Below are 22,167 nucleotides of genomic sequence, written 5' to 3'. Positions count from 1 at the left end.
CGGGCGTTTTTTCATGTCTGGAGACACCACCCATGGCACGCATGCCCGGCGCCGAGTGGCGCCCCATCAGCGTCAACCACACCAACAACGGACAGGCCGAGGTGCGAGGCGTCGTCGTCCACATCATGGCCGGCACGTTCGAGGGCACCGACAGTTGGTTTCGCAACCGCGCCGCCAAGGCGTCGAGCCACTTCGGGACCAGCAAGACCGGCAGACTCCGCCAGTGGGTCGACACCGCCGACCGCGCGTGGGCCCAGGCCGGCGGTAACCCGTCCTGGCTCAGCGTCGAGAACGAGGGCAAGGGGGGCGACACCCTCACCGACGCCCAGCTCGACGCGAACGCGCGCGTACTGGCGTGGGCACACGACAAGTACGGCGTACCGCTCCAGGTGACGCACTCGCCCAGCGGTAAGGGTCTCGGGTACCACGCGATGGGCGGTAGCGCGTGGGGTGGTCACACGTCCTGCCCCGGCTCGCGGATCGTCGCCCAGCTCGACGAGATCGTGCGCCGGGCAAAGGCGATCGTCGGCGACGCCCCGGCCGAGACCGGCACCACCTACACCGTGCGATCCGGCGACACCCTGTCGAGCATCGGCGCCAAGGTGGGCGTCCCGTGGCAGAAGCTCGCCACGCTGAACAAGATCACGGCCCCGTACACGATCCGCCCCGGGCAGGTACTCAAGACCAAGGCCGCGCCCGCGCCGAAGCCCAAGCCGCCGGCCTACCCCGGCCGCGACAAGTTCGGCCCCGGCAAGCGAAACAAGTACGTGACACAGCTCGGCGAGGCCCTGGTCGCCAAGGGATACGGCCGCTTCTACGACGTCGGCCCCGGCCCGTCCTGGTCGGACGCCGACCGCAACGCCGTATGCGCCTACCAGCGCGCGCAGGGGTGGACCGGCGCCGACGCCGACGGATACCCCGGCCCGGAGACGTGGCGCCGCCTGCACTCCTGACCACCCCCCAGCCCGCCCGGCACCGCGCCGGGCGGGCCCGTTCACCCCGGAAGGACACCCCCCCATGAACCCGAAGAACACGCGCGCCATCCGTACCGCGCTCCAGACCGCCGCCGCCGTCGTCGCGGTCGTGCCCGCCCTCGCCGCGGTCGTCGCCGACTCCGGCGACCTCGCCGTCGCCGCCCCATGGCTGATCGGCGCCGCCGCCACGGCCGCCGCGGTCGCCGGCGTCGTCGCCCGCGCCATGGCGCACCCCGCCGTCGAGGCCCTGCTCGACCGGTTCGGCCTCGGCCTGGTCGACGACGCCGACGGGGGCGCCCGGTGACGATCCCCACCCCATCCGATCCGGCCGCGGTCGCCGTCGAGCTGGAGAAGCTACGCGGCACGATGGAGACCGGATTTGCCCGCGTCGACGGAAGCCTCGCCCTACTCGTACAGCGGGGCGACCAGACCGACCGCGCCATCGCCGACCACGAGAGCCGGCTCGACGCCCTCGAACGCAACCGATGGCCCCTGCCGTCCCTCGCCGCCCTGGTCGCCGTCTGCGGCCTCATCCTGTCTCTGTGGCAGCTCGCCACCCGCCCATGAGAAACGCCCCCCGCACGGCCACGCACGGCCGTTGCGGGGGGCGTTCTGTCGTTCGGTGGCGCCCTTACGCCTCGAAGTCACCCGCCTTGATACCGGCCACCAGGCCGGCCAGGGTCGCCCGCGACAGCAGCAGCGCGGGCCCGTTCGGCCTCTTGCTGTCCCGGACAGCGATCGTCTGCCCATCGACGATGCCGCACTCGACGCAGTCGGACTGCGTACCGCTCGCCGACGACTTCCACCACGTCACGGGCAGAGTCGACGAGTCTTCAACGTGGGCCATGTTCTTCCCTTATCTGTTCGATGCGTTCTGCGGACTGCTCGACCGACAACGCAGCCGCGCGCAGCCGCTCGAACGCGTCCCGGTACACGCCGACCTGTCCGCCGTCCTCGACGTACAGAGCAGCAGTCAGGCTTTCAACGTGCACGACGTCGAGGTCTGCAAAGTCCTCGAACCCAAGGACCGAGTACGAACCCATTTGCCCAACGTGGGGCGGAGAGTCGGACGGTAGAACCTGAATCGTCACGTTCGGCCGCCGACCGCGTTCGAGCAGGCGCCCGAGCTGGTCGCGCATGACGCCGGCACCGACGCACCGCGTGCGCAACGCGCCCTCCGCGATGATCGCCCACAAGTTCAGCGGAGCCTCGCGGGTGAGCACGGACTGTCGTGCGAGGCGCACCTCGCCCAGGGCGTCGACCTTGTCCTCGACCGCTTCCGACATGCCGATCGACGTCATGAGTTCCCGGGCGTACTCGCCGGTTTGAAGGAGACCCGGAATCACACCTATCTGCCACGTGCGGACCGACGTCGCTTCGGCCTCCAAGCTGATCAGGTCCTCATACGCCGGCGACAGAACGCCCCGGTACGACTGCCACCACCCGCGCCGCGCGCCCTCGCGGGTGAGCGCCAGTAAGGCCGTCCGCAACTCGCCGTCGTCGACCCCGTACAGGTCGAGCAACAGCTCAACATCTGGCGCCTTGGCCGCACTCCGGGCCGTCTCCAACCGAGACAGTTTGGCGACCGTGATCCCGCCGTTCGACTTCTCGGCGACCTCTTCGAGAGTGAGGCCGAGCCCGTCGCGCAACGCGCGCAGCTTCACGCCGAGCCTGCGCCGACGCACCGTGGGTGTGCTCACGAACCCCCCTCCCGGATCTGACCTTTCGCCGACAGTCTGCCGCCTGCCCGCGGGTGATGTCACCTGACCCGCCCCCCTCCATCCAGCCACTCTCACCGGCATATGCAAATTCTCATTTCACCTCTGAGAGGGTTGCACGGGATGTGTGACAGGGAGCACTCTGGTGCGACGAAATGTGATCGTGCCGACGTATGGCGTTACGAAACTCTGCGCCAACTGGCACCGCAGGCGTAGGGAGTTTGCATGGTGCACATGCAGCCGAGCGCGTTACCGGACTGCTGCGCTCCCCCCACCGGCCCCCCGGCGCAGTGCGTTTTCGAGTCGAGCATCGAGGCGCCCCGCAAGGCCCGCCGGTACGTGCGCGAGGTCATGGCCAAAGACGATCCGCCCCTCGACGACGACCGACTCGACGCCCTGTTGCTCATGGTCTCGGAGGTCACGACGAACGCGTACCGGTACGGGACTGAGCCGGGCGACTCCATGCTCGTCAAGGTTCTGCCGTTGCTCACGCACGTACGCGTCGAGGTGCACGACACCAGCCGCAAGCGTCCGGAGATAAGGGCGGAATCGGGGGAGCGGGCCCGCGGGCGCGGCCTGCACATCATCGAGGCCATGGCGGCGCGGTGGGGCGTCTACGACCGCGAGTTCGGCAAAGTCGTATGGCTGGAGGTAGAGCGGTGACCGACCCTGTTCTGTCGTTCCGAGCAGTGCCCGGCCCCGGTTTCGTCGCCGGCTGCACGGTGTCGACGTGGCTTCACGCTGGAGCGCTCGCCGAACCCGTCGCGTATGTGCTCATCGGCCACGCGCCCCCACGGCGCGCTCACGAGACGGCCGAGTCGGTCGAGGCCGGCCTGATGGGCATGTGCGAGGGGATGCTCTTACGGCCGGCTGCCGAACGCGTACCGATGGTCGGGGCCCGGCTGGTCATGCGCGGGCCGTATGTCGCCCTCGACTACGGGCACCCGGAGTTCTTCATGCGACTGCCGGCCCCCGGCGCCGAGTGGCGTAAGCACGTCGCCGCCGGCGGGCAAGTGTGCTTGACGATCGGTCTCGACCCGATCCCGCCCGGCGCGGGCCCGGATGCCGTCGAGGCGTACCTCGCCCGCGTCACGGCAACCGGCCGCGCGTACATGGGCGCGACGGCGATACGGAACCCCTGATGTGCGAGGAACCGGTCGAGGAACGGCCGTTGCCGCCGCCGTTCATGTGGGCGTGCGTCGAGTGCGCGTGGTTCCTGCTGCGGCTCGCCCAGAAGTGGGACGATCCGGAGGGGTGTTTCTGGGAACAGTTGCAGACGGCGCGGCACATCGCCGCGTCGCACCCCGCGGAGGTGCCACACCAGCACCTCGACGGCTGCGAGTTGTGCCCTGGGTACGCGCGCCGGGACGACGGCGACGTCGCGCTCGTGTGGGCACAGCATCGGGCGCGCGACCTGTTCATGCCGCCCTCGCTCGCCCGTCTGATGTAAGCCACCTGTGACGCACGCTCGCGCCGGCGCGTGCGTCCGTCGCCCCGCTGCCGTCGCGGTAGCGGGAAGGGCCCCCGCCGTCGTCCTCCCCCGCGGCGCGGTGGGCCACATGGAACGGCCCCGGTACCGACCACTAGGCACCGGGGCCGTTCTCATGCCCTACCGCGCGTTTCCCCAGGTCACGCCGCGAGTGTTTTACCCATGTTGTCGCAGGCGAGCGTCGCCACCCGTTCGTCGCCGGTCACCCCGAGATCGTCACGCAGGGCGTGCGCGAGCTGGGCGGCCCGGGCGCCGATCTCGGCGAAGGAGCGGCGGTGCGGTTCACCCTCGCCGGTCCAGGTGGTCACCTGCGATGTGCCGTGGATCGTGGATCCGTGAGTCAGGATCCTCGAGATCAGCAGCGGTACATCCTGCATGGTGCTCAGCACGGCGTCCTCCCAGGTGCGGCGACATTGCCTACGCGGTGGTAACGGTTGCGCTGATTCTGCGCACATACCGCGCGGTATGTCACTAGGGAAGAGATGATCGATCAGGACTCGCCAGGGATCGGCCCCGGGATCGCTCAGGATCCGTTGAAGCGCGTCCCGAATGCCCAGTTCAGCACGTTATCGAACAACGTCCAGCTCAGGATCCTCCCGGAGCTTGCCGAGGGCCCGGGACACCGCCGACTTCACCGTACCGACTGAGACGCCGAGCACCTCCGCCGTCTGCGCCTCGCTCAGATCCTCGTAGTACCTGAGGACTACCATCGCCCGCTGCCGCGCCGGCAGCCGCATGATCGCACGCCACATCGCGTCGTGCAGCGCCTGCTGCTCGGCCGGATCGGTCCCGCCCGGCAGCGGCTCCGGCTCGGGCAGCTCGTCGCACGCGAACTCGTCGACCCTGCGCTTGCGCCACTGCGACGTGCGCGTGTTGAGCAGGGCCCGTCGGACGTACCCGTCGACCGCCCGGTGGTCCTCGATCCGCTCCCACGCGACGTACGTCTTGGCCAGCGCGGTCTGCAGCAGGTCCTCCGCGTCGCTCGGGTTCGCGGTCAGCGACCGGGCGGTGCGCAGCAGCACCGGCTGACGGGCCCTGACGTACGACGCGAACGACGGGTACGGCGCGGGCCGCCTCATGCCGTTGGACGCGCTGGTGCAGACGGGTGTGGTCATGGCTCCACGCTAGGTTCGCGCCCCGCCCGGCGGATCGGCCGCAGGTGCCGAAGCCGGGTCCCTCTCAGGTTGTAGGGGTGGAGCCGGATCGACCTCCTGAAGGTGGACGGGGAGTGGACTGGCCCCGAGGGGGCGCGGTCGGGCGCGGCGCGGCCGGTAAGCCGTCCTCACGCTTCAGTGCCGCCCGGCCGGGTGGCTGTCCTGGCGCTTCAGTGCCGCCCGGCCGGGTGGCTGTCCTGGCGCTTCTTCGCCGCCCAGCCGCCCAGCCACTCGGCCGCTCAGCCGTCGGCGACGAGCACCAGACCCGAGGTCGGCACACCCGTGCCCGCCGTCACCAGCGTGCGTGCCGCGCCCGGCACCTGGTTCACCGACGTGCCCCGCAACTGGCGTACCGCCTCCGCTATGCCGTTCATACCGTGGAGGTACGCCTCGCCGAGCTGGCCCCCGTGGGTGTTGAGCGGGAGGCGGTCCTCGGCCACGAAGGCGGCGGCCTCGCCGGGCGGGCAGAACCCGAACTCCTCCAGCTGCGCCAGCACGAACGGCGTGAAGTGGTCGTACAGGATCCCCACGTCGATGTCGGCGGGCGCGAGGCCCGAGGTTCGCCACAGCTGGCGGGCGACCACGCCCATCTCCGGCAGGCCGGTCAGGTCGTCGCGGTAGAAACTGGTCATCTGCTCCTGCGCCCGGCCCGCGCCCTGGGCCGCGGCGGCCACGACGGCGGGCGGATGCCGCAGGTCCCGGGCGCGCTCCACGGAGGTGACGACCAGCGCCTGCCCGCCGTCGGTCTCCTGGCAGCAGTCCAGCAGCCGCAGCGGCTCGACGATCCAGCGGGAGGCCGCGTGTTCGGCGAGGGTGATCGGCCTGCCGTGGAAGTAAGCCGCCGGATTCGCCGCCGCGTGCCGGCGAGCGGTGACGGCCACGTGCCCGAACGCCTCCGGGGTCAGCCCGTACGCGTGCAGGTAGCGTTGCGCCGCCATCGCCACCCAGGAGGCGGGGGTGAGCAGCCCGAACGGCAGCGTCCAGCCGAGCGCCGTGCCCTCCGCCGACGGCTCCCGCTGCCGTACGCCCGAGCCGAAACGGCGGCCCGAGCGCTCGTTGAAGGCGCGGTAGCAGACGACGACGTCGGCGACCCCGGCGGCGACGGCGAGCGCGGCCTGCTGGACGGTCGCGCAGGCCGCGCCGCCGCCGTAGTGGACGCGGGAGAAGAAGGACAGCTCGCCCATGCCGCACGCCTGGGCCACGGTGATCTCCGGGCTGGTGTCCATGGTGAACGTCACCAGGCCGTCCACGTCCGCCGCCGCGAGGCCGGCGTCGTCCAGCGCCGCCCGCACCGCCTCCACGGCCAGCCGCAGCTCGCTGCGCCCGGAGTCCTTGGAGAACTCGGTCGCCCCGATGCCGGCGACGGCGGCCCGCCCGCCCAGGAGGTCCCGCGTGCGGACGCTCATACGACACCTCCGGCCGGCCGCTCGTCCCCGTCGCCGGGGACGGTGACCGTGACCGTGCCGGTGACATGCCGCCCGAGGCCGTTCTCGCCCAGGACCCGCACCACCGCCGTGCGGCCGTCGACCTCTTCCACCGTGCCCCGCAACACCATCGTGTCCCCCGGGTAGTTGGGAGCCCCGAGCCGGATGGCGACCCTGCGCAGCACCGCCGTGGGACCGAAGTGGTCGGTGATGAAGCGGCCGACCAGGCCGTTGGTGGTGAGGATGTTCATGAAGACATCGGGGGAGCCCTTCGCGCGGGCGGCCTCCGGGTCGTGGTGCACGTCCTGGAAGTCGCGCGAGGCGAGGGCCCCGGCGACGATCAGTGTGCGGGTGACGGGCACTTCCAGCGGCCCCAGCTCGTCCCCGGGCCTCACATCGCCACCGCCTCGAAGACCGGCAGCACCAACTCCTCGTCGTACCGCTTGAATTCGAGCCGTACGGGCATCCCGACGCGCACCTTGTCACAGGGCACGCCGACCACGTCGCTGACGATCCGCACGCCCTCGGCGAGTTCGATCAGGCCGACCGCGTAGGGCGGGTCGAAGGCCGGGAAGGGCGGGTGGTGCATCACGACGTAGGAGAAGACGGAGCCGTCGCCGCTCGCCTCGACGGTGTCCCATTCCTGCCCGCCGCAGGCGTTGCAGCCGGGCAGCCAGGGGAAACGCAGGGTGTCGCAGGCGGTGCAGCGCTGAATGAGGAGGCGGTGCTCGCGGACGCCCTCCCAGAAGCCGGCGTTGTCCCGGTTGATCACCGGGCGGGGACGGCGCTCCCTCGGTTTCCGTTGCGCCGGCGCGTACTTGAGGATGCGGAAGCGGTGCGTGCCGACCAGCTCACCGTCGACGCGCACGTCCGTCCGGGTGGTGACGAAGTACCCGGCGCCGAGAGCGGTCGTCTTGCGGGCGGAGACCGACTCGATCACCGTGTCGAAGGCGACCTCGTCGCCCGGCCGCAGGGGGCTGACGTACTCCTGCTCGCAGTCGGTGGCGACGACGGCCGTGCAGCCGGCCTCGTCGAGGAGGGTCAGCAGTTCCTCGTACTCCCGCGCCCGGCCCGAACTGCTTTTGCCGGCACGTTCGTTGCCGCCCAGCCCGTTCATGATCCACGCCTGGAGCATGGTGGCCGGCGCGACGGCCTCCGGCCCGGTGTACGCGGGGTTGGCGTCGCCCATCGCCTCGCACCAGTGCCGGATCATGGGCAGGTTGACGGGGTCCCGGCCGACGCCGGCGACCGCGGCGGGCCGGCCCTCGTACGCCTTCAGCCGCGCCTGGAGACCGTCCGCCCCGTCACTCATCCTCGCCACCGCCCCCTCGCGTCGCAGAACCGTGCCGCGGAGGTTTCTGACTGTCCGTCAGATGGGTTTCCTTGTCAAGGTCGTTCACCTCCCGCACGCGCGCTGCGCGGCGACGCCGAAGCACCGTCGCGCAGACACGCGCCCCTCTGCATCCCCCACTCCGGCACTCCTGTTGCCCTGACTGACGGCCGTGGCGGCCGAGCCCCTGATCTGGGGGGAGTTGCCCTGATGCGCGGCACCCGAGCCGACGGCGTTCTGCGGGCGAAGACGGCGGCGATGAGGCGGGCGGTGCGGGTGCTTGCCATGAGGTTCCTCCAGAACAGGGGCTGTGCAGCAGATCGTGACCGGTGCGGCGACTGACCGGTGCAGCGACTGACCGGTGCAGCGACTGACCGGTGCAGCGACGACGTCGCGTGGCCAGAGTTGCCCAGAGAATCCCGTCGGCAGCCTCCCGGGGGGCCTCGATCAGCACGTAAGCGTGAGGACAAGTCGATAAACCACCATTGACGCTCATCTACGCACCAAGCCCACAATCCCTTTCAATCCAGACAGAGGGTCGCCGGTCCGACCAAGCGAAGAACCGTTCCGCCACAAGTCGCCCCGCTCACGTCTCACCGCTCTCACCCTCGGCGCGTCGCGGCGCGAACCCTCTTGCTTTGTTCGAACACACATACGAAAATGAACACATGGCCACCACCGACCGGTACCCCCGGCAGGCCGGCACCCTGGCCCTCGCCCACGCCCTGTCGGCCGCCGAACGTGGCTTGGCCGTCATCCCCCTGACCCGGACCAAGCTCCCGGCCCTGCGCTCCCCCCACCGCGGCGACGACCCGACGGCCCCGCCCTGCCACGGCGAGTGCGGTCGCCCCGGCCACGGCGTCCACGACGCCTCCACCGACCCGGCCCGCGTCCGCGACCTCTTCGCCCGCGCCCCGTGGGCCACGGGCTACGGCATCGCCTGCGGCCTGCCCCCGCACCACCTCATCGGCGTCGACCTCGACACGAAGTCCGGCACGGACGCCACGGCGGCCCTGCGGGAGCTGGCCCTGCGCCACCTGTTCACGATCCCGCCCACGGTCGTCATACGCACCCCGTCCGGCGGCCGCCACCTCTGGCTCACCGGCCCACCGGACGTCGCCGTCCCCAACTCGGCCGGCCGCCTGGCTCCCGGCATCGACATCCGCGGCGCCGGCGGCTACCTGGTGGGCCCCGGCTCCCGAACCGCCCACGGTGTCTACACCACTGCACCCGGCACGGCCCACCTCACGCCGGCGCCCTGTCCCCGCCCCCTCCTGCGCCTCCTCCTGCCCCCGCCCCGCACGCACGCCGCTTCTCCGCAGGGCGACGCACGGGGCGAAGGCCTGATCAACTTCGTCCTCACCGCCCACGAGGGCCAGCGCAACACCCGCCTCTTCTGGGCCGCCTGCCGCGCCTACGAATCAGGCCTGGGCCCGGCCCTGAGGGAACCCCTGATCACGGCAGCGGTACAGACCGGCCTGTCGCCCCAGGAGGCGCGGGCGACGATGGCTTCGGCAGCCCGGATGACGGGCCGCGCGAGGTGACGGTGTCCCCCGCCTGAGGCTCTTCGCAGGCGGGGGCGCGGTTCACACGGTGAGGGGGACGGGGTGGATCTCGTCGGCCGGGTGTCCGGTGCGTTCGTGAATGCGCTGCACCGCTTCGGCCGAGGGAGCCTCGGACAGGCAGTAGACCGTCCCGGACTCCGGGTCCGCCCAGGCCTTCTCGAAGTGGACGCCTTCCTGCCCCTCTATGGCGAGGTCGTCCTGATGTGCCTCCCTCAGCCGGTCGGCCGTGATGTCCTTCATCCCGTGGTGGACGTCCATGAACTTGGGCATACCGCCACACCTCCTTCCGCGGCTGGACCCTGGCGCCGAGGACGCCGGTCCCGCTTGCAGGGCATCACTTCCATCCTGTGCCCGCGAACCGACGTCGTCGACCGCACAGACGACGGCCCCGCCCTGGGATCCAGACAGCCTCAGCGGAGCGAACCCGTACCCGGCGAGGCGTGCCGGTCCGGGGCGTTCAGCTGTCGGCGCGCGTGTAGGTGAGGAACACCGCGCCGCTCTTGAGGACGGCGTGGTCGGCGAGCGTCCAGGAGCGGGGTCGAAAGTAGTCCTCCGTGACGGGCCAGAAGCCGTCGGGACCGGTGGGGTCCCCGCCGTCCGGGCCCGCGATGAAGCCTTCGAGAGTGGCGGCGATGCAGTGGCCGAGTCTGCGCATGCCGGTCCCTTCCGTCGGTCACGCCGCCGCCCCACAGCCCTGCACCGCCACAGAGCATGCCGAGGTGCGAGGCGGCTGAGTGATCACGGCACCCGTCCGACCGACGTGGTCCCCGCGCCGCCGGATCGCGCCAACTCTCGCCCGCACGGCCAGAGTTCGACTGCCGCAACCGACAGCATGTCCTGTCCCCAGTGCGCTCAGCCGCTGAAGTCGGGCGGGTTGGCCCTCGTCGGGCGGGACGACGGTGAGCGGTCCTGCCGGTCGCTGTGGAGGTGTGCCGGTGGGCACGTCCGGTGGAAGTGGGCGGACCGGCCGGACGATGCCTTGGAGATCTGCCCCGAGCCACGGTTGTTCCGATGACCCAGCGCTCACATTGTCGAAGGCGAGCCGAGGGCACGACGGCCGACATGGCCCCCCTGCCCGCCCGTGCCCCCTCCGTGCCCGACAGGGCGGCGAAGCACGGGCAACCGCGGTGCCGGACGAGCTCCGGACAAAGCGACGGCCCCCGACCATGTCGCCTGGTCAGGGGCCGTTCACCTGCGGTGGGTGTGGGATTTGAACCCACGGTGACATCGCTGCCACGACGGTTTTCAAGACCGTTCCCTTAGGCCGCTCGGGCAACCCACCTGCGCCCCTGCCCACCAGGGGCGGAGCGGGTACAGCGTACCGGCCCCGAGCGCTTCTCGGAGGGCATGGTCCACACGGGGTCCACAGGCGCTGATTACAGGTTCGGAATCGGCGGCCCTCGCGGCAGCGCGGGAGACACCGCGTGAACGCCCTGCGACACTCGGTCACCCGCGTCGCCTTCCGGCGTGGAGTCTGCATCCGGACTTTCACACGCCGCGGGACGGTTACGGATACCTCACTCTCTGGTGGCTGCGAGGTGATCTGGCCACAGGGCTGCCACCTCCTGTCCAAGGAGTACGGAGAGGTGTGGAAGGCGGCCCGGCTCGCCGTGCTCACGGAGTCCGAGGCATCCTCGCCGCTGGCTGACGTGCCGTACTCCCTGCGCCACGCGGGCGTCTCACTCTGGCTGGAGTCCGGCGTCACCCCGGCTGAGGTGGCACGACGGGCAGGCCACAGCATCGCGGTCCTGTTCCGCTTTTTACGCCAAGGCCATCCACCGCAATCAGGCGCGTGCGAACCAACAGATCGAACGCGCGTTGGAAACCACTGACTGACGCCCGGAAGCACGAGCTGTCCCACTCACCGATGTGGAGGGTGAGCGGGACTCATGTGCAGCAGGCTCTCCACCGACCCCATGGTGAGCGTCGGTTGAGGCAGGCCGTTTCTCCGAGATGGGTTCCTACCTGCTGGCCAAAGCTTCGGCCTCCGCACGGGCCCGCAATGCCTCCAGCGCAGCGGATTCCGCCTCCAGGATCGCGGATCCGGCGAAGTCGATCGCCATCGACGCATATCCCTCCGCGTCCTCCGCCTTGAGCTCGGCACGCGTCAGGTCATCCTCACTCTTCTGCTCATGGATACGGCTCTTGACCTTCGCCACATGCTCCTGCCACTTGTTCCTGGCCTCTTCCAGTGACACGGCGTCAGCGGCCTTCTGTTCGGCCGCTTCCCGACGGAGCTGCTCTGCCCGCTCTTCCGTCTCCCGCTGAACCTGTTCGATCGCGACCGACAGCTCCTCCTGGTTCTTGGCGATGGCACTTTCCACCTGCCGCTGTGCCTGCCTCGACCAATCCGTCAGTTGGTTGATGCGGTCAGTCATCTCCGACATGGCCCGACCCTTCCGATTGCAGCAAAAGGAGGACGTACATCAATTCGAACATATCCGGCAAGGGGCTGCTACTCACACGGAAGCCGCAGGTCAGCCCGCTCCCGACAGCGCGGACATGCGCGGGGGCGCGGCAGAGGTTAGACAGGAAGGGTGAGGGTCAACAGGCCGGACGATGTCGAGATTCCTCCCGAACCGCCTGTTCTGCGTGGAACGTTGTTCTGTGCCCGGTCGGGCACCCGGGCGCCCCTGCCGGTGCCGGATTCGTCGCACATGCATGCTCGCGTGCCGGGGCCCGGTGGCGGGCGAGCAGTAGCCGCGTTCTGCCGTTCACCTGTGCGCGAGCTCTTCAGGCAAGCGGTTCGGGCGGTGCACCCGCCCCCAGGTGAGGTCAAGGCCGCCCTGTCGGCAGTTGCAGCCCTTCCTCTCCACTGCGAACGCGGATGACGCAGCCAGATCCCGGCCGGGAGTCGGAGCCGCCTGAAAGCACCTCACCTTCCGAGGCCGGGGCCGCAGAAGCGGCGGGTGGCGGCCGGATCCCCCGGTGGCTGCCGCGTGCCATGGTGCTCGCTCTCGCGCTGGTCGCCGTCTACCAGCTCGGCAGCTGGGCGTTCCACAGACTCACCGGTCTGTTGGTCGGCATTCTGATCGCGTCCTTCCTCGCGCTGGGGATCGAGCCGCCGGTCAGCCGGATGGTGGCCCGGGGGATGCGCCGGGGCACGGCCACCCTCCTGGTGTGCCTCGTCCTGGCCCTGGTGGCGGCGGGGTTCTTCGCGATGTTCGGCTCGCTCCTGGCGGGCCAGATAAGCGGCATCGCCGATGACTTCCCGAGGTACGCCGACTCTCTCATCGGCTGGATCAACCGGACGTTCCACACGGATCTGTCACGGGTCGAAATCCAGGGCCGGCTGGCGCGCTCCGGCTGGCTGCGGACGTACGTGCAGAAGAGCGCGGGCGGAGTGTTCGATTTCTCTGCTTCCGTACTGGGCGGCCTGTTCCGGATACTGACGATCTTCCTGTTCGCGTTCTACTTCGCCGCGGACGGCCCCCGGCTGCGCCGCGCGCTGTGCTCGCTGCTGCCTCCGGCCAAGCAGACGGAGATGCTCCGGGCCTGGGAGATCGCGGTGGACAAGACGAGCGGCTACCTCTACTCCCGCGGGCTGATGGCCCTCATATCCGCGGTCGCCCACTTCGTCATGCTGGCCCTGCTGGGCGTGCCGTACGCCCCGGCGCTCGCCGTGTGGGTGGGCGTGGTTTCGCAGTTCATCCCGGTCATCGGGACCTATCTGGCCGCGGCCTTGCCCATGCTGGTCGCGTTCGCCGTCGGCCCCTGGTACGCGGTGTGGGTGCTGATCTTCGTCGTGGTTTACCAGCAGTTCGAGAACTACCTGATCCAGCCGCGACTCACCTCCAAGACCGTGGACATCCATCCGGCGGTGGCCTTCGGCTCCGTGGTCGCGGGCACCGCGCTGCTCGGTGTGGCCGGCACACTGATCGCCATTCCGGTGGTGGCCACGTTGCAGGCGTTCCTCGGGGTGTATGTGAAGCGGTACGACGTGGCGGAAGATCTGCGTGGAGAGGAGGCCCAGCGCTACCCGCGCAGGGAGGGACGTTCGCTGCCCGCACGACTGCGTGGTCTGCTGCGCGGACGCGGCCGGTCCTGATCGGGTTTGTCAAGGCTTTCGCCACCTGGGCTGTCCGGGCCGCTTCACCGTCCTCTCCAGGGCGGCCGAACCGCTGACGCGGCAGGAGCTCCAGGGACCCCCGGCCGGTCCTTCGGCAGCAGCACCCGCAGGGCGCCCGGCCGGGTTCCGCAAACGACGGGGAGAGGGAGCCGCACCGCTTCGCCGTCGACACCCGCCTCCAGGTGCCGCACTTCACCGTGCAGCGTGATGCCGGGAGCCGACCAGACGACCACCCCATCATCTGGCGGGCTCACATCACGCTTGTGCAGCCGCAGTTCGTCGCGCAGGTGCCGCAGGAGGTCCGGGGGCGCCTGCGCCGGGCGCTTGAGGACGATGACGCCCAGCTCTCCCGTGGTGAGGGAGAAGCGACGCCCCAGCCAGCGCGGTGTGGCCAGGTGGTAGGGGTTGTTGGAGATCAGTACCACCTGCGGGTACTCGACGGTCCCCCACGGGGTGTCCACACGGGCCTCGACCCACTGTTTGCCCTTGAGATAGTCGGGGGCCACCGTGGCGAACGCGCGCGGCTTGTCCTCCCGGTACCCGGGCTCCAGCAGGGCGTCGGCGTACATGCCGAAGGAGACGTTGTTGACGAAGACACGCGAGCCGAGCACCCCCAGGTCTACCTGCATCGGCTCACCGTCGATCAGGGCGTCCAGTGCCCGCCCCGGATCCCGGAGGTCGAGGCCGAGGTCCCGGGCAAAGTGGTTCCGGGTGCCTGCCGGGGCCACGACCAGTGGCCGGCCCTCGTCTGCGGCCACTGCGGCGACCGCCGACACGGTGCCGTCGCCGCCCGCCACCCCCAACACCTGCGCCCCCTCCTGGATCGCGCTTCTCGCAAGCGACGCCGCGTCCCGTTCCGCGCTGGTCATCCAGACCTGGGCTCCCATGTCCTCGGCCCGCTGCACCAAGCCGTCACGAACGGCCTTGCCGCCGCCCGAGTGTGGGTTCGTCACGATCACCACCCGGGCACCCGTCCGATCACCAGCCATCAGCGCACCCACTCTCAGCGTTCTGGGCGGCCTGCGACCAACCGGCCGATGTAGGGCATCGCTGCCTCCTGAGGACGTGGCGGCGTCACTGAGGAGCACCGACCAGGCGCCTCCGTGCGCTGCGGGCAGCCGGACCGGTGCCGTCTGCCGCAGACGTCTGTCCGGCACGGCGGACACCTGCGGCAGCGGGACGGCCGGAGTCCCCAGCCGAGATCAGTGCTGGGGGTGCGGTTGGGAGCGGAACGCAGGCCGCCGCTTGGCAGTGCCCCCGGGAGCGAGATGGCCGACTTCGATGCGCATCCTGATGGCGTGGAACACCTCGACCACGCCGAGGACGATGGCCATGACGCCCACTACCAGGGTGAGCGCGCCGATCGAGGTGAACGGCGAGACGATCAGCACGATGCCCGCCAGCATGCCGACGATCCCGGTGAAGAGCATCCAGCCGCGCGCAGGCGTGTCCGGGGTGGTGGCAGCCGTGGCCGTCACCATGGTGCCGCGCAGCAGCCAGCTGAAGCCGATCCACAGGGCGAGCAGCAGGATCGACTGCATCGTGCCGCGGAAGCAGATCAGCCCGAGCAGGACGGAGAGCGCACCCGTGAGGAAGTGCAACGCTCGAAGATGCCCGGGAACGTGCGTGCCGAACGCGGCTGCCAGCTGGAAGACACCGATGACCAGCAGGTAGACGCCGAAGAGTACGCCGACGACCTTCAGCGTCTCCTCGGGCCAGGCGAGGACCACGACGCCGAGGGCGATGGAGGCCAGGCCTGTGGTGAGAAGGATCTGCCAGCTCATGTTCGCCAGCGGCGCCAGGCCGCCGGCGGAGATGTCCCGTGGCTCGGTGCCGTAGGGATGCGCGGTACCGGTGCCCGAGTGCGAATCGGAGGAGGATGCCATATCAGCTCACCCTTCCGGAAACAACGGAAGCGGGTCTGTTCCCTTCCATCGTCGCCCGCCCGGCTCCGTATCGCCTGGCGAGGAAAAGGTCCCTCGGGCGGTGCGGGTGCGGGCACCACTCAGGGGCGCGCGTGGTCCCGAACGAGGTTGCGATGCAGGTCGAATGAAGGCGGACGGGCGCCGACACTGAAGTGCTCGTTGATTGACAGAGCAGGCAGTCGCGCTCGTGAACCGGGAGAGCGCGTGGTGACAGCGGACATCGATTTCACGGCGTTCTTCCACGCCACCCCAAGCCCGTACCTCGTGCTGGATACGGACCTGGTGATCCGCTACGTCAACCCTGCATGCCTGAGAACCGCCAACCGGACCAAGGACGAGCTGATCGGGAAGTACTTTTTCGACGCCCTGCCTGAAAAGCCAGGCAACAACGCCGAAGCAGAACAGAGCCTGAAGGCGTCACTGCTCCGGCTTCTGGACACCGGGGAGCCGGAAACCGTCGTCCTGCAGCGGTACGACCTTCCCCACCCCGACCAGACGGACGGGTTCGAGGAGCGATGGTGGTCCGTGGTCCACACCCCGCTCTCCGGACCTGACGGCACAGTGAAGTGGATCATCCAACAAATAGCGGACGTCACGGCCTTCGTCCACTCGCCCCGGGCAGGTCAGCCCAGCGAGGAGTTGACCGAACAGCCTGAGGGCATGGCAGCCGAGCTGTACGCGCGGGCCCGCGAGCTGGACCGGGTGACCAGGAACTGCGTCGGGCCCATGCCCGCGAACAGCAGGCTGCGGTCACCCTCCAGGAAGCCATGCTCTCCGTCCCCGACCTTGACCGGCACAGCAACATCGCCGTGCGCTATCTGCCGGCGACCACGTCACTGAACGTGTGCGGCGACTGGTACGACGTCGTCGACCTGCCACCCGACCGCTACGCCGTGGCCGTCGGAGACGTCGTCGGCCACGGTCTGCCCGCCGCGTCCGTCCATGGGCATGCTCCGCAGCGCCCTGAGCGCCGTCATCCGCGCCATCCCGAGCCCCGCCCAGGCCCTTGAGGTCCTCGGACTCTATGCCCGCTCCTTGGACGGCGCGATGGCCGCAACCGCGGTCAAGGTACTCATCGACACGCGCAGCGAGTTGATCATCTACAGCAACGCCGGGCATCCACCGTCGGTCCTGCTCCACTGTGACGGGACCTGCGAACTGCTGGACAAGGCCACCGATGCGCCCCTGGGCGCCCGCGAGCACCATGTTCCCCGCCCCCAAGCCGGTGTCGCCTACACCCCCGGAGACACCCTCGTGCTGTACACCGATGGCCTCATCGAGCGGCGTGACGAGGAGATCGACACCGGGATTTAGCGCATGACCACGGCCTTGGCCCAGGACCAGGCCCTTTCTCCCGACCAGCTGGCCGACGCACTGCTGGCCCGGCTCGACGTCGCTGGTGGCGCCCCCGACGACATCGCCCCTTGTCATCATTCGCCTTTGAACTGCGCGCCTTCAGGACGGCGCCCGGAGGCACTCCGGTCGGCTCAAAGGAACGGGCGCTCAGCCCACCTGCGCCCCTGCCCACCTGGGGCGGAGCGGGTACAGACTACCGGGCGCGGGCACTGCTCGGAGGCGTGGCCCACACGAGGCCCGTGGCCCCGCTTCTGGCGGCCGGTGCCGCGCCCGCTCCGCGCACCACGGGGGCGCTTCGCTCTGGCGTGAGTCCGGCGTCTCACCGGCCGAAGTCGGACGCCGGGCAGGCCACAGCATCGCAGTCCTGTTCCGCTTCTGCGCCGAGGCGACCCACCGCGACCGGCAGCGCTCGAACGAACAGGTCGAGCGGGCCTTGAGGCCGCTGCGAGCGAACGGACAGCGCGCGCTGCTCGCCTGACACGTGCCGTCCTCACCCCTGACACGTGGCGACCAGCCGCAACCCCAGGCCCGTAACCCAGACTTGATCTCGTAACGGGACTGTGACGATGCCGTCCTGACTCAGAGATCGAGGCATCCGTTCGGGTCCCGGCCCCCTCCTAATGAACGAACACGCACTGAGGAACTGAACACGCCTCAGTCCAATCGATCGACCATTCGGGGGACTCGACCCATGATCCGCAACCGCCGCAAGGCCTTCCTCGTCTCCGCCGCGCTCCTGGGTTCCACCCTGCTGATGACGGCGTGCAACCAGGGCGACGACGCCGCCGACAGTTCCTCCAGCAAGGCCGCCACGTCCGCGGCGGCGGGCAAGTCCGGCGCCACGGGCGTCAGCGGCACCTCCGCGTCTCCCTCCGGTTCCGGGAACACGTCCGGCGGCAGCAGCACCTCGGGGTCCGGGAAGACGTCCGGCGGCAGCGGCAAGTCCGGATCCGGGAACACGTCCGGCGGCAGCGGCAAGTCCGGGTCCGGGAGCACATCCGACTCCGGCGAGACCGTCGTGGAGGGCCTCGACAAGGGCAAGGGCGTCAACGGCACCTGGTACGGCATCGTGCGGTACGTGGCACCCGGCAAGTACCTGGTCGACGGTCCTGCGGCCAAGGGCTCCGGCGGTGAGCAGCAGGCGTTCTTCCTCGCCGAGGACACGGTGATTCTGGGCGGTGGCCAGATCTGCGGCACCGCCGGCTCGAAGGTGGACGCCCCGTGCGAGGAGGCCGACCTGGAGAGGGCCTCCAAGAAGGGCGTGGAGGCCGAGGTCGTGATCAAGAACGGCATAGCCACTCAGATCACCGACGGCGCGCTCCTCTGATCCGGTGGCTCGCGACGAGTGAGGCGGTCTGCCGGACTCCGGCCCACACACCTCAGGCCGCTCGGGCAACCCACCCCGCGCCGTCCTGCTTGCGGGCGGCGCGGGGACAAGAAGTGCGGGTGGGGAAGCGCGCGGGCCTCGTGCGTCAGTTGTCGCCCTTGCGGGAGCCGAGGGTGAGGTCGACCGTCTGGGTCTTGCCGCCCCGCTCGTAGGTGATCGTCACCTTGTCGCCGGGCTCGTGGGTCCAGATCTCGCCGATGAGGGTCGGGCCGCTGTCGATCACCGTGTCGTCGAGCTTGGTGATGACGTCACCGGGCTTGAGGCCGGCCTTGGCCGCGGGACCGCCGGCCTCGACCGCGGCCGCGCCGCCCGCGCCCTGGTCGGTGATCTTCGCGCCGTCGGTCGACTCCTCCAGGGAGACGGACGCGCCGATCTTGGCGTACACCGGCTCACCCGTCTTGATCAGCTGCTTGGCGACGTACTCGGCCTGGTTGATCGGGATGGCGAAGCCGAGGCCGATCGAGCCGGACTGGCCGGCGCCGCCCAGGCCGCCGCTGCCGGTGGACTGGATCGCGGAGTTGATGCCGATGACGTTGCCCTGGGCGTCCAGCAGCGGACCGCCGGAGTTGCCCGGGTTGATCGAGGCGTCGGTCTGCAGGGCGCTCATGTAGGAGGAGGAGCTGCCGGAGCCGTCGGACGAGGCCACCGGGCGGTTCTTGGCGCTGATGATGCCGGTGGTCACGGTGTTGGAGAGGCCGAAGGGCGCGCCGATCGCGATCGTCGAGTCGCCGACGGCCACCTTGTCGGAGTCGCCGAGGGTCAGCGGCTTGAGGTCCGAGGGCGCGTTCTTGAGCTTGATCACCGCGACGTCGTAGCCCTTGGCGTGTCCGACGACCTCGGCGTCGTACTTCTTGCCGGTCGGGAAGGTGGCGGTCACCTTGCCGCCGTCGACCGCCTCCGCGACGACGTGGTTGTTGGTGACGATGTGGCCCTGGGTGTCGAAGACGAAGCCGGTGCCCGTGCCGCCCTCGCCGTTGCTGGACTCGGCCTCGATGGTGACCGTGCTCGGCAGGGCCTTGGCCGCGACGGCGGCGACCGTGCCGGGGTCGCGCTTGATGGACCCGCCGCTGTCGGAGGCGGAGACCGTCGTGGAGCCGGAGCTGTCGTCGTTCTTGGCCAGGGTGTAGCCGAGACCGCCGCCCAGGCCGCCGGCGGCCAGCGCGGCCACCAGCACCGCCGCGACGAGTCCGCCGCGCCCGCGGCGGGCCTTGGGCTCGGGCTGCTGGTAGGAGGAACCCCACCCGCCGTCGCCGCCGGAGCCGAAGCCGCCGTCGTACGACGCGGTCGTGGCCGGCGGCGGGGGAGGCCAGCCGCCCTCGGCCGCGGTGGCGGGCTGCGGGGCGGGGTACTGGGGCGCGCCGTGCGCGGGTGCGCCGTGCGGAGGGGCGGAGTGCTGGGGGCCCGCGCCGTGCGGAGCGGCGGGCGGGGGCCAGCCGCCCTCGGGTGCGCCGCCGGAACCGGGTGCGGGCGCGGCGCCGTACGGGGCGCCGTTCGCGTAGGGACCCGCCGCCGGGGGCGGGGGCGTGGACGGCATCGGGGTGGTCGGGGCGCCCGCGTCGGCCGGGGGCGTCTGCGATGTGGGGGAGGCCGAGGGAGATTCCACCGGCACGGGAGGTGCGGACGGGGCCGGGGGGACCGTGGTGCCCTCGTTGGTGCCCTCGTTCTCGGTGCTCACAGCTCTTCTCCTCGATCCACGGCTGTTGTCCTCGGTCGCACTTCGATCACGCTCGTTCGCGCGTGTCGACGACCCGGCGCGCTGCAGCTGTGCATGTGCTTTTGTACATCTCAGCTTTTCCCACGGGCCGTCAGAGCACCATAAGCGGTGGCTGTGGGTCCATGGCCATTCTTTATATAGGACATTTTCCAGTATTCCGGTCACTTCTTCGGAACATTCAGACGGTTCTCAGACGACCGGTCCCACGGCCGGGCATTCGGCTTTCCCACCGGCCGGACGCGTACCCCGCGCCGGTGGCACCATGACGCGGTGACCCAAGCACGGCAGCACCATATTCAAGTCGTCGCCCACCGCGGGGCCTCCGAGGAAGCCCCCGAGCACACCCTCGCCGCGTACCGGAAGGCGATCGAGGACGGCGCGGACGCCCTCGAGTGCGACGTACGGCTCACCGCGGACGGCCATCTCGTCTGTGTGCACGACCGACGTGTCAACCGTACGTCCAACGGCCGCGGCGCCGTCTCCGCGCTGGAGCTCGCCGACCTCGCCGCCCTGGACTTCGGCTCCTGGAAGACGGGGGAGGCGCGGGAGGCGTGGACCACGCGCGACGAGGAGCCCGACTGGGAGGTACGGCCCGAGGACCGCGAGGCGACCTCCGTCCTCACCCTGGAGCGCCTGCTGGAACTCGTCGCCGACGCGGGACGCCGGGTGGAGCTGGCGATCGAGACGAAGCACCCGACGCGCTGGGCGGGGCAGGTGGAGGAGCGGCTGCTGGAGCTGCTGAGGAGGTTCGGACTGGACGCGCCCGCCGCGTCCGCCGAGTCCCCGGTGCGGATCATGAGCTTCTCCGCGCGCTCACTGCACCGCGTGCACGCCGCCGCGCCGACACTGCCGACGGTCTATCTGACGCAGTTCGTCTCGCCCCGCCTGCGGGACGGGCGGCTGCCGGCCGGGGTGGGGATCGTGGGTCCCTCGATCCGCGTCGTGCGCGCTCACCCCGCTTATATCGAGCGGTGGAAGCGGGCCGGCCACCAGGTGCACGTGTGGACGGTGAACGAGGTCGAGGACGTCGACCGCTGCGTCGGACTCGGCGTCGACGCCATCATCACCAACCGTCCCCGCGCGGTGCTACAGCGCCTGGGCCGCTGATCCGGCGGAACCGGCCGACGGCATCGGCTGCATCGGCTGCATCGGCAGGACCGACAACACCCGACAGCACCGACAAGCCCCGGGACCGACGGCGTCGAATCGGCCGGGCGGACAGAACGATTCCGTAAGGCGAAAGATCCAAACGGAATCACAGAAGTCACAGAAGTCCCATCCACACCTCTTGACCGCACCGTCCGCCTGCAGCATCCTCCATTTCCGGCCACATCGAAGAAATCCAGCCACACGAGGACCGTCCCGTCACGGGGAGTGCTCCGGCGCGTTCGGTCCGTATCCGATCGTTGTGAATGCGTCCCTGGACGTGGATTGGCCGGTTTCCGGTACAGGCCAATGGGGCATCCACACCGTGGCGTGGGGCGAAGGAGGTCTCGGGGGTGGCGTTGGTGGTGGCACAGGAGGTGCCCACGTCGTCGAGCATGGCCGTACCCCATGGCCCTGCGGGCGTGGGCAAGGCGCGGCACCGTATGCGTGACCAACTGCGCAGCGGTGGGGTCGCCGAAGCGGTCATCGACGACGCGCTGCTGATCCTTTCCGAACTGTTGAGCAATGCGTGCAAACACGGCCGGCCGCTGGGCGACGCCCTGGCGGGGGAGGGTGACGTGCGTGCCGCATGGTGCGTGGATCCCGCCGGCCGGCTGGTCGTCGAGGTCACCGACGGCGGCGGCCCGACCCGCCCGGCCCCGGCCACCCCCTCGGTCACCGCGCACGGCGGTCGGGGGCTCAACATCATCACGGCGCTGTCGGACGACTGGGGCGTGCGGGACGACGCCCGCGGCGAGGTCACCGTCTGGGTGGTGGTCCACGCCGACGTCCACGATCCCGACGCCGGCTGCAGGCGCGACGACTTCGCCTCACGGGTCGCGGCCCCGGCGGTGTCGACGATCCCGGGCCTGGACTTCGCGGACGCGTTCGACGACTTGGACTGAGGGTCCGGCCG

At 70.3% G+C, this 22,167-nt stretch carries 22 protein-coding genes, 1 tRNA gene and 4 pseudogenes; 13 read left to right on the top strand and 14 right to left on the bottom strand.

The annotated features are described in order from the left end of the window. The first annotated feature begins 32 nt into the window (after nt 1-32). The 3 genes from ACIOC0_RS09690 (at nt 33) to ACIOC0_RS09680 (ending at nt 1,541) form a co-directional block, all read left to right on the top strand. Complete coding sequence (locus tag ACIOC0_RS09690; protein ID WP_402154118.1) at nt 33-953, top strand: peptidoglycan-binding protein; 921 nt, start codon at nt 33-35, stop codon at nt 951-953. A 64-nt stretch (nt 954-1,017) separates the two neighbouring features. Further along, nucleotides 1,018-1,278, top strand: coding sequence for a hypothetical protein (locus ACIOC0_RS09685; protein ID WP_402154116.1), 261 nt, complete (start codon nt 1,018-1,020; stop codon nt 1,276-1,278). Further along, nucleotides 1,275-1,541 carry a hypothetical protein gene (locus ACIOC0_RS09680; RefSeq protein WP_402154114.1) on the top strand — a complete coding sequence of 89 codons (267 nt, stop codon included), beginning with the start codon at nt 1,275-1,277 and terminating at the stop codon, nt 1,539-1,541. Before ACIOC0_RS09685 ends, ACIOC0_RS09680 begins: the two co-directional genes overlap by 4 nt. A gap of 64 nt (nt 1,542-1,605) precedes the next feature. On the opposite strand, the gene ACIOC0_RS09675 is transcribed toward ACIOC0_RS09680, so the two are convergent. Together ACIOC0_RS09675 and ACIOC0_RS09670 are read right to left on the bottom strand one after the other, a co-directional pair. Further along, nucleotides 1,606-1,821: a DUF397 domain-containing protein gene (locus ACIOC0_RS09675; RefSeq protein ID WP_402154112.1), complete on the bottom strand. Its 216-nt coding sequence runs from the start codon at nt 1,819-1,821 to the stop codon at nt 1,606-1,608. Next, entirely contained in the window at nt 1,808-2,674 is an 867-nt protein-coding gene (locus ACIOC0_RS09670) for a helix-turn-helix domain-containing protein (RefSeq protein WP_402154110.1), read from the bottom strand. Before ACIOC0_RS09670 ends, ACIOC0_RS09675 begins: the two co-directional genes overlap by 14 nt. A 243-nt stretch (nt 2,675-2,917) precedes the next feature. Here ACIOC0_RS09670 and ACIOC0_RS09665 point away from each other — a divergent pair, with 243 nt between their 5' ends. Genes ACIOC0_RS09665 through ACIOC0_RS09655 form a run of 3 tightly spaced genes read left to right on the top strand, consistent with a single transcriptional unit; the run spans nt 2,918 to nt 4,142 of the window. Then, the gene (locus tag ACIOC0_RS09665; RefSeq protein WP_402154108.1) at nt 2,918-3,355 is read left to right on the top strand and encodes an ATP-binding protein; all 438 of its coding nucleotides are present in this window, start codon (nt 2,918-2,920) and stop codon (nt 3,353-3,355) included. Further along, complete coding sequence (locus ACIOC0_RS09660) at nt 3,352-3,834, top strand: hypothetical protein (protein WP_402154106.1); 483 nt, start codon at nt 3,352-3,354, stop codon at nt 3,832-3,834. Before ACIOC0_RS09665 ends, ACIOC0_RS09660 begins: the two co-directional genes overlap by 4 nt. Further along, entirely contained in the window at nt 3,834-4,142 is a 309-nt protein-coding gene (locus ACIOC0_RS09655; RefSeq protein WP_402154104.1) for a hypothetical protein, read from the top strand. The genes ACIOC0_RS09660 and ACIOC0_RS09655 overlap by 1 nt, the downstream gene beginning before the upstream one ends. 203 nt (nt 4,143-4,345) lie before the next feature. Here the strand turns inward: ACIOC0_RS09655 and ACIOC0_RS09650 are convergent. The 5 genes and pseudogenes from ACIOC0_RS09650 to ACIOC0_RS09630 form a co-directional block, all read right to left on the bottom strand. Next, nucleotides 4,346-4,570: pseudogene (locus tag ACIOC0_RS09650) on the bottom strand (fatty acid--CoA ligase); the annotation flags it as partial. A gap of 177 nt (nt 4,571-4,747) precedes the next feature. Next, a complete protein-coding gene (locus ACIOC0_RS09645; RefSeq protein WP_402154102.1) occupies nt 4,748-5,296 on the bottom strand; it encodes a SigE family RNA polymerase sigma factor in 549 nt (182 codons plus the stop codon). Between the two features lie 278 nt (nt 5,297-5,574). Next, nucleotides 5,575-6,741 (bottom strand): lipid-transfer protein, encoded by a 1,167-nt coding sequence (locus tag ACIOC0_RS09640; RefSeq protein ID WP_402154100.1) that lies wholly within the window; start codon nt 6,739-6,741, stop codon nt 5,575-5,577. Next, nucleotides 6,738-7,154 (bottom strand): MaoC/PaaZ C-terminal domain-containing protein, encoded by a 417-nt coding sequence (locus ACIOC0_RS09635; protein ID WP_402154098.1) that lies wholly within the window; start codon nt 7,152-7,154, stop codon nt 6,738-6,740. Before ACIOC0_RS09635 ends, ACIOC0_RS09640 begins: the two co-directional genes overlap by 4 nt. Then, nucleotides 7,151-8,071: a bifunctional MaoC family dehydratase N-terminal/OB-fold nucleic acid binding domain-containing protein gene (locus ACIOC0_RS09630; protein ID WP_402154096.1), complete on the bottom strand. Its 921-nt coding sequence runs from the start codon at nt 8,069-8,071 to the stop codon at nt 7,151-7,153. The genes ACIOC0_RS09635 and ACIOC0_RS09630 overlap by 4 nt, the downstream gene beginning before the upstream one ends. A 686-nt stretch (nt 8,072-8,757) precedes the next feature. Between ACIOC0_RS09630 and ACIOC0_RS09625 the strand changes: the two genes are divergently transcribed. Continuing rightward, on the top strand, nt 8,758-9,633 hold the full coding sequence (locus ACIOC0_RS09625) for a bifunctional DNA primase/polymerase (RefSeq protein WP_402154094.1): 876 nt from the start codon (nt 8,758-8,760) through the stop codon (nt 9,631-9,633). A gap of 42 nt (nt 9,634-9,675) precedes the next feature. Here ACIOC0_RS09625 and ACIOC0_RS09620 read toward each other — a convergent pair whose 3' ends face one another. The 3 genes and pseudogenes from ACIOC0_RS09620 to ACIOC0_RS09610 form a co-directional block, all read right to left on the bottom strand. Beyond that, the gene (locus tag ACIOC0_RS09620) at nt 9,676-9,924 is read right to left on the bottom strand and encodes an SCO4226 family nickel-binding protein (protein WP_130439304.1); all 249 of its coding nucleotides are present in this window, start codon (nt 9,922-9,924) and stop codon (nt 9,676-9,678) included. A 274-nt stretch (nt 9,925-10,198) separates the two neighbouring features. Beyond that, nucleotides 10,199-10,309: pseudogene (locus ACIOC0_RS09615) on the bottom strand (dihydrofolate reductase); the annotation flags it as partial. A gap of 540 nt (nt 10,310-10,849) precedes the next feature. Further along, nucleotides 10,850-10,936, bottom strand: a tRNA-Ser gene (locus ACIOC0_RS09610). A 286-nt stretch (nt 10,937-11,222) separates the two neighbouring features. Here ACIOC0_RS09610 and ACIOC0_RS09605 point away from each other — a divergent pair. Further along, a pseudogene (locus ACIOC0_RS09605) lies at nt 11,223-11,490 on the top strand (site-specific integrase); the annotation flags it as partial. 125 nt (nt 11,491-11,615) lie between these two features. Here ACIOC0_RS09605 and ACIOC0_RS09600 read toward each other — a convergent pair. Continuing rightward, nucleotides 11,616-12,032 carry a hypothetical protein gene (locus tag ACIOC0_RS09600; protein WP_402154092.1) on the bottom strand — a complete coding sequence of 139 codons (417 nt, stop codon included), beginning with the start codon at nt 12,030-12,032 and terminating at the stop codon, nt 11,616-11,618. Between the two features lie 449 nt (nt 12,033-12,481). Here ACIOC0_RS09600 and ACIOC0_RS09595 point away from each other — a divergent pair, with 449 nt between their 5' ends. Further along, nucleotides 12,482-13,702 carry an AI-2E family transporter gene (locus ACIOC0_RS09595; RefSeq protein WP_402154090.1) on the top strand — a complete coding sequence of 407 codons (1,221 nt, stop codon included), beginning with the start codon at nt 12,482-12,484 and terminating at the stop codon, nt 13,700-13,702. Between the two features lie 44 nt (nt 13,703-13,746). Here ACIOC0_RS09595 and ACIOC0_RS09590 read toward each other — a convergent pair whose 3' ends face one another. Both ACIOC0_RS09590 and ACIOC0_RS09585 read right to left on the bottom strand, forming a co-directional pair. Next, nucleotides 13,747-14,676: a diacylglycerol/lipid kinase family protein gene (locus ACIOC0_RS09590; RefSeq protein WP_402154088.1), complete on the bottom strand. Its 930-nt coding sequence runs from the start codon at nt 14,674-14,676 to the stop codon at nt 13,747-13,749. Between the two features lie 249 nt (nt 14,677-14,925). Beyond that, the gene (locus tag ACIOC0_RS09585; RefSeq protein ID WP_402154086.1) at nt 14,926-15,609 is read right to left on the bottom strand and encodes an HdeD family acid-resistance protein; all 684 of its coding nucleotides are present in this window, start codon (nt 15,607-15,609) and stop codon (nt 14,926-14,928) included. 246 nt (nt 15,610-15,855) lie between these two features. On the opposite strand from ACIOC0_RS09585, the pseudogene ACIOC0_RS09580 reads away from it, so the two are divergent. Together ACIOC0_RS09580 and ACIOC0_RS09575 are read left to right on the top strand one after the other, a co-directional pair. Continuing rightward, nucleotides 15,856-17,092, top strand: a pseudogene (locus ACIOC0_RS09580) (SpoIIE family protein phosphatase). Nucleotides 17,093-17,695: 603 nt separating this feature from the next. Then, complete coding sequence (locus ACIOC0_RS09575) at nt 17,696-18,331, top strand: hypothetical protein (RefSeq protein WP_402154085.1); 636 nt, start codon at nt 17,696-17,698, stop codon at nt 18,329-18,331. Nucleotides 18,332-18,476: 145 nt separating this feature from the next. On the opposite strand, the gene ACIOC0_RS09570 is transcribed toward ACIOC0_RS09575, so the two are convergent. Beyond that, entirely contained in the window at nt 18,477-20,066 is a 1,590-nt protein-coding gene (locus ACIOC0_RS09570; RefSeq protein ID WP_402154083.1) for a trypsin-like peptidase domain-containing protein, read from the bottom strand. 309 nt (nt 20,067-20,375) lie between these two features. Here ACIOC0_RS09570 and ACIOC0_RS09565 point away from each other — a divergent pair, with 309 nt between their 5' ends. Continuing rightward, entirely contained in the window at nt 20,376-21,212 is an 837-nt protein-coding gene (locus ACIOC0_RS09565) for a glycerophosphodiester phosphodiesterase family protein (protein ID WP_402154081.1), read from the top strand. 305 nt (nt 21,213-21,517) lie between these two features. Beyond that, complete coding sequence (locus tag ACIOC0_RS09560; protein ID WP_402154079.1) at nt 21,518-22,156, top strand: ATP-binding protein; 639 nt, start codon at nt 21,518-21,520, stop codon at nt 22,154-22,156. Nucleotides 22,157-22,167 lie beyond the last annotated feature (11 nt).

This window comes from Streptomyces sp. NPDC088254, assembly GCF_044740925.1.
GTDB lineage: Bacteria > Actinomycetota > Actinomycetes > Streptomycetales > Streptomycetaceae > Streptomyces.
The sequence above is the reverse complement of the archived record's forward strand: the minus strand, read 5'-3'. Positions and strand labels throughout refer to the sequence as shown.

Excerpts from the sequence above, each read along its gene's own strand:
- ACIOC0_RS09690 (WP_402154118.1), top strand. The coding sequence starts at position 33 with ATGGCACGCATGCCCGGCGCCGAGTGGCGCCCCATCAGCGTCAACCAC.
- ACIOC0_RS09685 (WP_402154116.1), top strand. The coding sequence starts at position 1,018 with ATGAACCCGAAGAACACGCGCGCCATCCGTACCGCGCTCCAGACCGCC.
- ACIOC0_RS09675 (WP_402154112.1), bottom strand. The coding sequence starts at position 1,821 with ATGGCCCACGTTGAAGACTCGTCGACTCTGCCCGTGACGTGGTGGAAG.
- ACIOC0_RS09665 (WP_402154108.1), top strand. The coding sequence starts at position 2,918 with ATGGTGCACATGCAGCCGAGCGCGTTACCGGACTGCTGCGCTCCCCCC.
- ACIOC0_RS09655 (WP_402154104.1), top strand. The coding sequence starts at position 3,834 with ATGTGCGAGGAACCGGTCGAGGAACGGCCGTTGCCGCCGCCGTTCATG.
- ACIOC0_RS09645 (WP_402154102.1), bottom strand. The coding sequence starts at position 5,296 with ATGACCACACCCGTCTGCACCAGCGCGTCCAACGGCATGAGGCGGCCC.
- ACIOC0_RS09640 (WP_402154100.1), bottom strand. The coding sequence starts at position 6,741 with ATGAGCGTCCGCACGCGGGACCTCCTGGGCGGGCGGGCCGCCGTCGCC.
- ACIOC0_RS09630 (WP_402154096.1), bottom strand. The coding sequence starts at position 8,071 with ATGAGTGACGGGGCGGACGGTCTCCAGGCGCGGCTGAAGGCGTACGAG.
- ACIOC0_RS09625 (WP_402154094.1), top strand. The coding sequence starts at position 8,758 with ATGGCCACCACCGACCGGTACCCCCGGCAGGCCGGCACCCTGGCCCTC.
- ACIOC0_RS09620 (WP_130439304.1), bottom strand. The coding sequence starts at position 9,924 with ATGCCCAAGTTCATGGACGTCCACCACGGGATGAAGGACATCACGGCC.
- ACIOC0_RS09600 (WP_402154092.1), bottom strand. The coding sequence starts at position 12,032 with ATGACTGACCGCATCAACCAACTGACGGATTGGTCGAGGCAGGCACAG.
- ACIOC0_RS09595 (WP_402154090.1), top strand. The coding sequence starts at position 12,482 with ATGACGCAGCCAGATCCCGGCCGGGAGTCGGAGCCGCCTGAAAGCACC.
- ACIOC0_RS09585 (WP_402154086.1), bottom strand. The coding sequence starts at position 15,609 with ATGGCATCCTCCTCCGATTCGCACTCGGGCACCGGTACCGCGCATCCC.
- ACIOC0_RS09575 (WP_402154085.1), top strand. The coding sequence starts at position 17,696 with ATGATCCGCAACCGCCGCAAGGCCTTCCTCGTCTCCGCCGCGCTCCTG.
- ACIOC0_RS09560 (WP_402154079.1), top strand. The coding sequence starts at position 21,518 with ATGCGTCCCTGGACGTGGATTGGCCGGTTTCCGGTACAGGCCAATGGG.